The sequence below is a fragment of the Lachnoclostridium sp. Marseille-P6806 genome (assembly GCF_964238185.1).
Taxonomy (GTDB): domain Bacteria; phylum Bacillota; class Clostridia; order Lachnospirales; family Lachnospiraceae; genus Brotaphodocola.
The window spans coordinates 394,898-406,773 of sequence record NZ_CAXSLG010000002.1; the positions used below are offsets into that span (position 1 = coordinate 394,898).

General features: G+C 48.2%; 9 protein-coding genes. All 9 read right to left on the bottom strand.

From position 1 onward, the window contains the following. Positions 1-399: 399 nt before the first annotated feature. The 9 genes from ACESON_RS03855 to ACESON_RS03895 all read right to left on the bottom strand — a co-directional run bounded on the left by ACESON_RS03855 (position 400) and on the right by ACESON_RS03895 (position 11,841). Positions 400-1,293 (bottom strand): NAD(P)-dependent oxidoreductase, encoded by an 894-nt coding sequence (locus ACESON_RS03855; protein ID WP_373108583.1) that lies wholly within the window; start codon positions 1,291-1,293, stop codon positions 400-402. Positions 1,294-1,341: 48 nt separating this feature from the next. Beyond that, positions 1,342-2,127, bottom strand: a complete 786-nt coding sequence (locus ACESON_RS03860) for an aspartate dehydrogenase domain-containing protein (RefSeq protein ID WP_373108584.1) — start codon at positions 2,125-2,127, stop codon at positions 1,342-1,344. 147 nt (positions 2,128-2,274) lie between these two features. Then, positions 2,275-3,894 (bottom strand): cadherin-like beta sandwich domain-containing protein, encoded by a 1,620-nt coding sequence (locus ACESON_RS03865; protein ID WP_373108585.1) that lies wholly within the window; start codon positions 3,892-3,894, stop codon positions 2,275-2,277. Positions 3,895-4,004: 110 nt separating this feature from the next. Further along, positions 4,005-6,218 carry a cadherin-like beta sandwich domain-containing protein gene (locus ACESON_RS03870; protein ID WP_373108586.1) on the bottom strand — a complete coding sequence of 738 codons (2,214 nt, stop codon included), beginning with the start codon at positions 6,216-6,218 and terminating at the stop codon, positions 4,005-4,007. 332 nt (positions 6,219-6,550) lie between these two features. Beyond that, positions 6,551-7,963 (bottom strand): oxaloacetate decarboxylase subunit alpha, encoded by a 1,413-nt coding sequence (locus ACESON_RS03875; RefSeq protein WP_373108587.1) that lies wholly within the window; start codon positions 7,961-7,963, stop codon positions 6,551-6,553. 28 nt (positions 7,964-7,991) lie between these two features. Further along, a complete protein-coding gene (locus tag ACESON_RS03880; RefSeq protein ID WP_177959275.1) occupies positions 7,992-9,140 on the bottom strand; it encodes a sodium ion-translocating decarboxylase subunit beta in 1,149 nt (382 codons plus the stop codon). 41 nt (positions 9,141-9,181) lie between these two features. Next, a complete protein-coding gene (locus tag ACESON_RS03885; RefSeq protein ID WP_373108588.1) occupies positions 9,182-9,571 on the bottom strand; it encodes a biotin/lipoyl-containing protein in 390 nt (129 codons plus the stop codon). 21 nt (positions 9,572-9,592) lie between these two features. Beyond that, the gene (locus tag ACESON_RS03890) at positions 9,593-10,369 is read right to left on the bottom strand and encodes an OadG family transporter subunit (RefSeq protein ID WP_177959277.1); all 777 of its coding nucleotides are present in this window, start codon (positions 10,367-10,369) and stop codon (positions 9,593-9,595) included. A 17-nt stretch (positions 10,370-10,386) separates the two neighbouring features. Continuing rightward, positions 10,387-11,841: a carboxyl transferase domain-containing protein gene (locus ACESON_RS03895; RefSeq protein WP_177959278.1), complete on the bottom strand. Its 1,455-nt coding sequence runs from the start codon at positions 11,839-11,841 to the stop codon at positions 10,387-10,389. Between the last annotated feature and the right edge of the window lie 35 nt (positions 11,842-11,876).

Consider the following 11,876-nt stretch of genomic DNA (forward strand, 5'->3'; position numbering starts at 1 on the left):
AGGGACGATCATTCTATTCATGCTTCGCGGTTCCACCCTGCTTGCTGAATCTCATTTTCTAACTGCAAATCTGTCTGCAGCTTTACTGAAAAAGCAATTCAGCCTCTCATTCTGACGATAACGGAATCACCGGATCCGATTAAGGACCGCTCCGAGCTGGTCTTCTCCTGAAATCTCTGCAGGATGCTTCCACCATCTGCATCCCTCTCTGTGCGCTTTTTTCAGGTTACTGGTCTCATCTGCGCGTTGATTATGGAAATAACTTCATACTTGATTTTGATTATAACACGCTCCGAAAATATGTCAAGCACTTAATTTTGCAGAATTTCCTTTCACCGCTCACTCCATATCCATCTTAAACGATGCAGAATGACCATCAACTCTGCCTATTTCTTAGATTCAGCCTACAGCCGTCTCCAGATTTGCCAGTACCTTTTCACTCAAAAGAATAAATGCCTGACGGGTGCGGCCTGCTGATGCATTGGGGCAGATAACCTGAGGCGATGATAAAAGCTCCCCTGATGGATCTCCCAAAGCGCCTGCTGTATCGCAGATAAAATAATTCTCTCCCTTCTCCAGCCACTTCTTCAGAGACTCAATCTCGTGGGAAGGTCCAATGGAGGTATTGAAAAGAATTTTATGGCTGCCCAGGGCTGCAAACTGCTCTTCTCCAAGAAGAATTACATTCTTGTTCAGACAAGTGAAAACCACATCGCAATATTCCAGAAGCTCGTTCAGTGGACGGTAGGTCATTCCCTGATTCTCTCTCTCCGGCTTGCGGGTCCGGGAGTAATAAGATACCTCTGCTCCCATAAACTGCATGGCATCTGCGATCATTCCACCAGAAACGCCGATTCCTACAATTCCTACCTTCAATCCGGTAATTTCCTCCGGCAGTTCCTTCCACATGGGACGATCGTATCCATGCAGCAGACGAACCAGTTCACAAAGCACAAACTCTACAACACCGCGATCTCCGTAGTCGCGAATTCCCAGAACCTGAATTCCATGTGCTCTCGCATAAGCAATATCTACATTGGCACTTTCCTCAGAGTACAGACTGCAGCACATTCCTACATATTTGATATTGGGACAGCGCTCCATCACATAGCTGTTAATTCTGGAGGTATAACTTACCAGCACTGCATCTGCATCACCAATACGACGGATAATCTCTTCGTCATCACCTGGAATATCTGTAAACAGGACAACCTCCTTTGCATAATCATACAGTTTTTTCTCAGCCTCTTCCACCAGGCTGACCGGTTCGATTGCTACCAGCTTTTGAAACATATTTTCCTCCTTACCCGCTTTTCTTACGCTCTTCTTCAGCTGCTATTCCTAAAATACAACCGGAGAGACGATATTTCTCAGAACTGCAACTACGCTCCATCCAGCAATGGCACTGGTACTGGAATAAATATCTACCACAGCCTTTACACCATCAATTTCTGCCGTAATCTTATGATCATCACCCACAAAGCCAGGTACACTGGTAATATTAACACTGGTGTTCTCAGGGCCTACTGTAGCCAGAGAAGAAGCTACCGCTACATTGACCTTCGTGGGCAGAAGTCCGATTGCTTCCCGGGCATTTCCAGAAAATACATGGGTCTCCTCTGTGTCTGTCATCAGATGTTCCTCAAACAGCGGTGTATTTTTCAGAGAAGCCGGCCCCTTTCTGGTCTCAATTCCTGCCGTAGCCTGTCCCATCAGGGATACTGTGCGCAGTACATCAAAACCGCCGACTGCTCCGGATGCAATATAGATTCTTGTGCCGTTTTCCTTTGCAGTCTTCTGGGCTTTCTCATAAAATTCCTGATCAGCAAAAGCCCCAATGGAAAGCACAATCATACTGCTTCCAGAAGAGAGAATCTTTTCTGCCGAATCCTTTACCATCTGTACGGAAGCCGCCTCTGCAATATAGTCCGGCTTCTGAGCCAGAAGCTCGTCCAGAGTGAGACAAGCCACACATCCGGCTTTTTTTGCCATTTCAGAAACTGTCTCAGGAGTTCTTCCCATAACACCTACGATTTCGTAGTCTTCCAGAAGCCCCTGCTTCCAGGCATCCACTACAATACCGGATAAATATCCGCTTCCCAAAATACCCAGTCTTTTTTTGTTCATTGTTGTTCCCCCAATTCTTATTTTTTTCGTAATCGTTCAGGATCTGTCGATTATTTCTTTCTAACGGACTAGATATCCCGAATCGTTACTTATTTTGGAAATAGGAAATGCCAGACTCCCTTTTTCGGGAGCCTGACATCGCCCTTATCAATCCTTGTCTAAATCAAATTCCTCAAAATCATCTTCATTTTCCTGTTCTTCCATTTCAGAAGGATGCATTGGCTGTTTGTAGGCTTTTACAGAAGAGCTTTCTTCTTCTGCTGCTTCGCGGGCCAGATTTCTGGATATCGCCTTTTCTACATCGCCTACAGCATCGTCAAGGGGATCGTCAAACTCCAGATCTACCATTTCCAGTTCACTTTCGTCGGGAAGGTATCTATCCTCCTCTCTGGAGGCTGCTGCTTCCGATGAAGAAGCCCGGAAATCCTCTTCCTCATGATCCTCTTCGCCCATCATATACCGTTCTTCGTCAGACAGCTGTTTCTCAGAACCACGGCTGTTTCTGGAAGAACCAGACCTATCCGGGGTTTCCTTTTCCTGATCCATGCCGCCATGACCGGAACGGGAGCGCTTTACAAGAACCACAATCAAGATGAGCAGAAGAACTGCTGCCGCTGCCGAAGCGCCAATAGCAATGTACAGCATAGTGCTGTAATCATCTGTCAGCTCATTGTATCTGGTTGCCAGTTCAATGTATTCCGGATCCATCTCTCCGCTGTTTTCATATTCGAAATACTTCTGAATGGTCTTATTCTTTGTATCATAACGATAGAAGCCAGCTTCTCCATCTGCATCAATACCATAGAAAATGCAGTAATCCGGATCCTGTTCTTTTCCTTCCACACTGGGAATCCAGCCCTTTACCGTAGCCTCACCGATGATCAGATCACGCTCTACCATACCGGCCGGAATCTTGGCATCATATGGAATTGCAGTGATTCCAATACTTGCCGGTGTTCTTCCTGCCTCTAAGTGTACCAGAACATCTGCCGGTGTTACCGTCTGTTCTGTGTCGCCGGCGTTGGTTTCCATATTTTCTCCGCCCTCTGCCTTGTTGACAACAACCGTATAGGTTCTGACGGTAGTGCCGTCCTCTGCAGTTACCCGACAGATCACGGTGTTCTCTCCAGGCTGCAGACCCTCTGCACCTTCTACAGAAACCACTGCCTTATCGCTGTTTGCAATCGCTCCCACTGTCAGTCTCTCTGTATCCAGACCAACGGTTGCTGTGTAATTTTCCACCTCCGGGCTGAATGCCGGCTCCAGAGTTCCTGGTGAAATCTGCAGAGACTGCAGAGCCGCATCACTGGAATAGGTCTGCTCACCAGCTGCAATCTGAATGGTGGAGCTGCCCTGCTTATCCATAGTCAGAGTCTGTCCATCTGCATCGTAGCCTTCCCAGGAGGATACGGTAATCTGTGTGGTTCCAGCTTTTAATGCACGGAATTTCAGATTTGTTACAATTTCCGTTTTTCCTTCCATACCGCTGGTTACACGGATTGCTCCAGAACCGCCACTGGCATTGTCTGAACCTCCCAGAAATTCCAGGGCTGTGGCATCATAAGCCAGCATCACATCGGTATTCCCCAGGGTATCTCCACTGGTAGATGTAAACTTCATTCTTACATCAAATTCACTGCCTGCCTGAGTTGACGGATCCGAAAATGCAATTTTCGCACTGGCTGCAAAGCTTTGGAATGACAGTGCAAAAACCAGCATCATTACGGCTGCCGTCCGCAGACAAAACTGTTTCATTTTGTTGTACATACTTCCTCCCGTATTCTTTTCTGAAGCAGCCGGAACTTTCTGCTGTCCCCTGGCTGCTTCTGTTTTTATTATAACTGTTCAGGACGGGGCATCTGAGGGCTGATTCGCCGTCAATTTCCCGGAGCAACAATCACTGCGCTCTGTCCACCCGGTGCTGCGCCCGCTGTGCTTCCCGGAGCAGAAAATCCAGGCTGGCTTCCGCCCATACTGCCAGAACCGCCGTTTGAAATTCCAGGACCTGAATTAGAAATTCCCGGGCCGCTGGCTGAACCGCCAGTCTGAACCGAGCTGCCTGTACTGCCGTTTCCTGGCGTAACGGTAACCCCGCTTCCCAGTCCAGCATTATAGGTTGGGCCGTTGGTTTGACGTACTACATGAATAGTATAAGTCCGCTCTGTGCCATTCTCTGCACGCACAACAACAGAAATCTCATTATTTCCGCTCTGCAGCTGAATGGTTCCCGCTCCGCTGACAACCGCCTTGGAATCAATGGTTACTGCACTTAAATTCACACTGGATACCGAGTGATCTACAATCAGATCGTAAGAAAGGGTATCCTTATCAAAAGTAGGCGTCAGTATAAAGCCCTCTGCTCCCAGACCCTTCAGCTTGTTGTTGGGACTTCCGTCTACCGTCGGCTTCACACAAGGTGACTCCGGCATATTGGTGTACACAGGAATCTTAAAGGTCAATGCTGTATTTTTCAGCTGTTCCGAAAATCCTTCAGCAAAAATAGACCCTTCAGATGCTGCACCATCTACATTGGTCATATACTGATGCTTGTACATATTGCTTCCCTGAACATTATACTTTTTCAGATAAAGGGTATCCTGTCCTGCATTGACATAGTTTGTTCCGTAAAACTGGGCACCGCCTATAATCGAGCTTTCCGGAGAATTCCACGGCCGGCCGTAGGTTCCGGACTGAGAGGCGTACCAGAGTCCGCGCTCCACTGCTCCCATTCCGTCAGATGCATAGGCTCCTACATTAAAATAATTGTACACACCCGTATATCCTGCATAATTTCCGGAAATCGAATTTCCGCGGCCATCACGTCCCTGTTCCTGAATAATCATAGCTGCAATCACATAGGGATTCACACCAGATGCAGATGCAGCATTCATAATAGCATCTACATAGCTGACCGTAGCGCCTGAGCTGTTTCCTCCTCCAGCGGTAACTCCGCCGGGAGCAGCTGCACCTGGAGAGGAACTTCCCCCAGAAGAACCGCCAGGGCCTCCCGCTGTAATAACATTGGCTGCTACAAAAGCAGCATTATGCCTGCTGACAGATGCGTGAGGTCCCTCAAACCGCACCTCTGAATCCGATGTACCTGATGGCGCCTGAGAACCGGCATTGCCTGACGGCTGGGAAGAGGTTCCGGAAGAACCGTTCCCCGCTCCCGGTCCTACGATCACTGCGCTCTGTCCGCCCGGTACAGAAGAACTGCCGCCGGAAACACCAGGACCTACTACCGGACTTCCGCCGGTATTGCTTCCCCCAGAGCTGCTGCCTCCAGGGCCAGCGGAACTGCTGCCGGAGTTTCCTGCTCCAATCTGGCCGTTTTCCATAAAACTGCCCTTCAGCATAGACTCCAGGCCTTCTCTTGTGTGAACCGCCGGATCGTATTTTTGTGACATAAACTGAAAAATATAAGCCTCATCCAGGAAATTCCGCGGATCCATATAAAAACGCAGAATATCCTCTGAAGCGGCTACCCACGTGCTTCCATCAAAACCGGTCCACACTCCATTGTCCCAGTTGTAAGCCCCCTCTGCCAGTGACTTATAGGAAGAAATACTGCCGGTATGTACCAGATTCCGTCCCAGAACCGACTCATTCTGAATCACTGTGTTCCAGTCCAGACCTGTCTGCTGTGCCTCAAATCTCCACTGAGGATATTTTGCATGAAGCTGTCTCAGACTGTTTTTGTAGGACTCTGGAAATCCCTGAGCATTCAGACTGGCTTCAAAATCTCCATCGTGACTGTAGGCCGTGGGGAAGCTCACATAGATTCCCAGCACATATCCTGTCGTCGTCTGACCGCCTGCGCCTGTAAAGCGGATCTGATACCATAGTTTTCCGTCGCTCCCCGTTGTCTCACCAATGACTGTAACAGCTGCATTTTTACTCAGCCTGGCTACAGATGCATTGGAGGTTCCTGGCCCGCTTCTGACATTCAGCGTAGTCGCGCTGATCTTTGCCGAACGTTCTGTATAGGCATAGGCCTGGTAAGCTCTGAGAGCGGTACCAGCAGGCTGAGAAACCCCCAGCATTACTCCCATAGCTACAGCCAGCCCTCTTTTCCATGATCGTTTTTTCATGTATATTCTCCTCAAAAGGTAGATTCTGCTCCGCATCTGCCCAAGAGCAGAAATCCGGAATTTTACATGTTTCTTATTATAATGACAAATACTGGGATAGTCAACCAAATCAAACCAAAGTTCAGATATCCTGCGAAATTTGTAAGAAACTTTTAATATGGTATAACGATTCCTCCGATGCATCTTGTCCGGCAAAGCCGGCCAAGATGATGCCCCATCGCAGACAGCCGCCACATGCAAACGGCAGAAGATGCACAAACACGCCGGAGCTTCTGCCAAATCAATGACAGAAGCTCCGGCGCGCGGAATAATTCCATTATTTTCAAGACAGCTTATACAGGATAAGCCTTATTTGCAGTATCTGCAACAGCAGCATCTACCTTGGTCTGCTGTGCCTCTCTGTACTTAAAGAATTCCTCTGCTACCTTCGGGAACAGAGCATAGGACAGAACATCCTCTTCCTGCTGCTTCCACTGTGCACATTCTTTTTCAAACTGCGGAAGCTGCGGCGGAATCAGATCTGCCGGACGGCAGGTAATCGGAGTCTCGTCTCCAATGATCTTCTTCTGCACTTCTTTATTTACCGGTGTTACAGTCTGACCGAATTCGCCCATCATGATCTTCTTGGACTCCTTGGGAACCAGCTTGTAGCGCTCACCAGAAATTACGTTCATAACAGCCTGTGTACCTACAATCTGAGAGGACGGAGTAACTAACGGCGGCTCACCGAAGTCTTTTCTTACTCTCGGGATCTCCTCCAGAACCTCCTGGAACTTATCCTCCTTGCCAGCTTCCTTCAGCTGGTTTACCAGGTTAGAGAGCATACCGCCCGGTACCTGATACCGCAGAGTCTTAATATTAACCCCCAGTACCTTCGGATTCAGCAGACCGCTCTTTAAGGATTCCTCCCGAATCGGTGCAAAGTACTCGGCAATCTCTGCCAGTTTGTCCTGAGACAGACCAGTATCATAGGGAGTTCCTTTGAAGGTCTCAACCATAACCTCAGTTGCTGGCTGGCTGGTGCCCAATGCCAGAGGAGACATTGCGGTGTCAATAATATCACAGCCGTTCTCCACTGCCTTTAAGTATGTCATGGAAGCAACACCGGAAGTATAGTGGGTATGCAGATCAATCGGAAGCTCTGTAGACTCTTTCAGTGCGCCAACCAGTTCCTGCGCTGCATAAGGAGTCAGCAGACCAGCCATATCCTTGATACAGATAGAATCTGCGCCCATGTTCTCGATTCTCTTTGCAATATCTTTCCAGTAATCCAGGGTATAAGCCTCACCCAGGGTATAGCACAGAGCGATCTGAGCGTGAGCTTTCTCCTTCTTTGCTGCTTTTACAGCGGTCTGCAGGTTGCGCAGATCGTTTAAGCAGTCAAAAATACGAATAATATCAATACCGTTTGCTACGGATTTCTGTACAAAGTACTCTACCACATCATCCGCATAATGGTTGTATCCCAGAATGTTCTGTCCACGGAACAGCATCTGCAGCTTGGTGTTCTTAAAGCCAGCTCTCAGCTTTCTCAATCTCTCCCACGGATCCTCTTTCAGGAAACGAAGGGAAGCATCAAAGGTAGCGCCGCCCCAGCACTCTACTGCATAATAACCAACCTGATCCATCTTATCAATGATAGGAAGCATCTGTTCCGTACTCATTCTGGTTGCGATTAAAGACTGATGCGCATCACGCAGAACAGTCTCTACAATCTTAACCGGCTTTTTCTGAATCTCTGCCATTTTAATTTACCTCCTGAATATTCTATCGTTAAATTCCAAAGATCGCCATGAAGGTACCAGCTGCTACTGCCGTACCGATAACACCGGCTACGTTGGGTCCCATGGCATGCATCAGCAGGAAGTTGGTAGGATCTGCCTCCGCTCCCACCTTCTGAGATACACGGGCTGCCATAGGCACTGCAGATACACCGGCTGAACCAATCAGCGGATTTACCTTACCGCCGGTTACCTTGCACATAATCTTACCGAACACTACACCGGCTGCTGTACCGAATGCAAATGCAATCAGACCCAGAACTACGATCAGCAGTGTGGTGGGCTTTAAGAATGCCTCTGCGCTGGTGGAAGCGCCTACAGAAGTACCCAGCAGGATAACTACGATGTACATCAGTGCGTTGCTTGCTGTCTCTGTCAGCTGCTTTACAACACCGCTCTCACGGAACAGGTTACCCAGCATCAGCATACCAACAAGGGGAGCTGTGGTCGGCAGAATCAGACATACAACAATGGTAACAATAATCGGGAACAGGATCTTCTCCAGTTTGGATACAGGACGAAGCTGATCCATACGGATCTTACGCTCCTGCTCTGTAGTAAGCAGCTTCATAATCGGCGGCTGGATAATGGGCACCAGAGCCATGTAAGAATAAGCAGCTACTGCGATAGGTCCCATAAACTCAGTCTGTCCAAGCTTACCTGCCAGGAAAATAGAGGTCGGGCCGTCTGCTCCGCCGATAATGGAAATAGCGGCTGCAGCCTTATCGTTAAATCCAAATGCAATTGCCATAAAATACGCTGCATAAATACCGAACTGTGCAGCAGCTCCCAGAAGGAAGCTCTTGGGGTTCGCAATCAGTGGACCAAAGTCCGTCATTGCGCCAACACCCATGAAAATCAGAGACGGAAGAATACTCCACTCGTCCAGAAGGAAGAAATAATGAAGCAGTCCGCCGACACCGTTGGACATATCCTCCGGTTTTGCCATAATATCCGGATAGATATTCACCAGCAGCATACCAAATGCAATCGGCACCAAAAGCAGCGGCTCAAATCCCTTTCGGATAGCCAGGTACAAAAATACCAGCGCTACGCCGATCATCAGGAAATTGCCATACGTAAGATTGCAAAAGGCTGTCTGCTGAAGAAGATTAACCAATGTTGTTCCAATATAATCCATTTTAATCCCTCCATAAGGAACTTGCCGTTAATTGCAAGCTGTTAGTTTAATGTAGCAAGAACTGCGCCGGCTTCTACGGAATCGCCAACTGCTGCATTCAGACTTGCAACGGTGCCGTCCTGAGGAGCTACGATATCATTCTCCATCTTCATGGCTTCCAGAACCATGATTGCATCACCCTTCTTCACTGCCTGTCCTACAGTTGCCTTTACTGCAAGGATCTTGCCCGGCATGGGGGCATTTACTTTTACAGCGCCAGCTGCTCCAGCCGGTGCTGCTGCCTTCGGTGCTGCCTTAGGAGCTGCTTTCGGTGCTGCCTTGGGAGCTGCTTTCGGTGCTGCCTTGGGAGCTGCTGCTGCGCCGGTGGAAACGCCTTCCTCTACGGTTACTTCATAAACATTACCATTAACTGTAATTGTATAATTTTTCATGATAAATTCCTCCTAATATGCTTATGCTCTTTTCCATTTTGCGCCAGGCGCACGTTTGATGGAACGTACTACCAGGCCATCCGTTGAAGAATTGGAAGCAGCTGCAATTGCTGCAGTAATTACTGCTACCAGTTCCAGATCGTCAACCAGTTCCCCTTCTTCTGCCTCTACCGCTTCCACAACCGGTGCAGGAGCCGCCGGTGCTGCTGCCTCCTGTTTTGCCTTCATCTTTGCCTCGAAGATATTGACAAACTTCATTCCGGCAATAATCAGGCTGATAAAAATCAGAACCATAAATACAGTTCCCATACCCAGCAGGGTATTCATTGCTGCCTTTTCCATCTTTTCTCCAAAAGTATATTCTGGAGTAAATGCGATAGAAGTCGGCATCAGTCCCTGATCACCCTCAGTCATAAACATCTTGAATTCTGCGTTGCGGTTCTCAAACTGTGCCATAACCGTGCTGACGTATTCGTCATCCTCGGAAAGTACAGTGTCGGAAGAAATCACTCCTACGAATGCGCCGGTATCTTTCATTACACTCATCCAGGAGGTAACGCCGCCTGCAAGACCGTACTCTTTGTCTTCCAAAAGCGTTGCTTCCAGTTCCTGTGCCTGAGCCTCGTCAAGCGCTACGATATTCTGCAGAAGTCCTTCCGCACTCTGAGAAACGCCCATAGCTGTCATGGGGTCAAGCTCTTTCCCCTTGGTTTCCGTACCGGCAGAGCAGGCGGACAGGGAAAAGAGGCTGACTGTCATGCATAACACTAACAATACTCGCTTTATATACTGTTTCATATATCAGTCACCTCGTTCTAAACCGTTCCATGTTTTCTGTCAGGACGATCCTCTCTCTTGGTAAACAGCATCTCAAAGGCTGCAATCACACGTTTTCTGGTATCGCACGCATCGATGATGTCATCCACATAACCTCTCTTTGCAGCTGCCACAGCACTGGACTGAAGCTGGCGGTATGCTTCTGCCTTCTCTGCAATCAGAGCCAGGCTGTCATCTGCCTTTGCAATCTCATCTGCATACATAATCTTTGCAGCTGCCTCTGCATCCATCATTCCAATAGAAGCGTTCGGCCATGCATAAACCAGGTCTGCGCCAATGGATTTGCTGTTCATCGTCAGATATGCGCTGCCGTATGCTTCGCCTACAACTACAGTCACCTTCGGAACACTTGCATCTGCAAATGCGTAGGTCAGACGGCCTGCTGCCTTTGCAATCCGGCGCTCTGTGCATTTGCTTGCCTTATAACCCTTTACATTTACAAGAGTCAGCAGCGGAATGTTAAAAGCATCACAGAAGGAAACAAACTTCTCTGCCTTCTCGCAGCCGCGATAAGAAAGAACTGCGTCATACTCGCCTTCTTTCACGCCATTTTCGCCGTATACCTCTGTTCTATTTGCCACACAGCCTACGGTCATGCCGTTCAAACGGATAAAGCCAGTAACCATAGACGGATCATAATCCTTCTTTACTTCCATAAAGAAATTATCATCAGAAATCTGGGCAAGCGCCAAATCCGTAGCACCTACACAGTTTTCAATATCAGAACAAATACGATTCAGATCATCCTCACACTCACTGTAGGACATATCATCCTCATTGTTTGCAGGCAGAATAGAAACCAGTTCACGAATCTGAGAAAGGATCTCGTCCTCACTGCCGGTAAAATCTGCCAGACCTGCCTCTTCGCTCTGGAAAGCAGCACAGGAGGTGTCACATTTTTCAATTCGATTACCATCAATTGCATTGGGAGAATTTACAAACAGTTTTGCCTTTTTGCTCTCCATAAACACAAAATCTGCCATTGCAGAGGATACTGCCATACCGCCGCCGCAGGTACCAAAAACTGCGGAAATCTGCGGAACAACGCCAGAAGCCATAGCCTGACTTAAATACATCTGGCCAAAGCCGTTTAATGCATCGGTTGCCTCCTGCAGTCTTAAACCGGCGCAGTCAATCAGTCCGATAACCGGAGCTCCCATCTTCACTGCCATGGAATAAATGTTGGAAATCTTCTTTGCATGCATCTCACCCATAGAACCGCCCAGTACAGACGCATCCTGGCTGTACACATACACCAGGCATCCCTCAATGGTACCGTAACCGGTTACTACACCATCTGCGGGAGTTTCCCTGTCAGTCATGTTAAAGTCTGTGCTTCTTGCTGTTACATAAGCGCCGACTTCAACAAAACTGTTCTCATCAAGCAATGCATTAATTCTGTTACTTGCTGATGTTTGTGCTGAATTACTCATTTTGCAATCCTCCATTTTGAAATATTTTCACGACT

Excerpts from the sequence above, each read along its gene's own strand:
- ACESON_RS03855 (WP_373108583.1), bottom strand. The coding sequence starts at position 1,293 with ATGTTTCAAAAGCTGGTAGCAATCGAACCGGTCAGCCTGGTGGAAGAG.
- ACESON_RS03860 (WP_373108584.1), bottom strand. The coding sequence starts at position 2,127 with ATGAACAAAAAAAGACTGGGTATTTTGGGAAGCGGATATTTATCCGGT.
- ACESON_RS03865 (WP_373108585.1), bottom strand. The coding sequence starts at position 3,894 with ATGTACAACAAAATGAAACAGTTTTGTCTGCGGACGGCAGCCGTAATG.
- ACESON_RS03870 (WP_373108586.1), bottom strand. The coding sequence starts at position 6,218 with ATGAAAAAACGATCATGGAAAAGAGGGCTGGCTGTAGCTATGGGAGTA.
- ACESON_RS03875 (WP_373108587.1), bottom strand. The coding sequence starts at position 7,963 with ATGGCAGAGATTCAGAAAAAGCCGGTTAAGATTGTAGAGACTGTTCTG.
- ACESON_RS03880 (WP_177959275.1), bottom strand. The coding sequence starts at position 9,140 with ATGGATTATATTGGAACAACATTGGTTAATCTTCTTCAGCAGACAGCC.
- ACESON_RS03885 (WP_373108588.1), bottom strand. The coding sequence starts at position 9,571 with ATGAAAAATTATACAATTACAGTTAATGGTAATGTTTATGAAGTAACC.
- ACESON_RS03890 (WP_177959277.1), bottom strand. The coding sequence starts at position 10,369 with ATGAAACAGTATATAAAGCGAGTATTGTTAGTGTTATGCATGACAGTC.
- ACESON_RS03895 (WP_177959278.1), bottom strand. The coding sequence starts at position 11,841 with ATGAGTAATTCAGCACAAACATCAGCAAGTAACAGAATTAATGCATTG.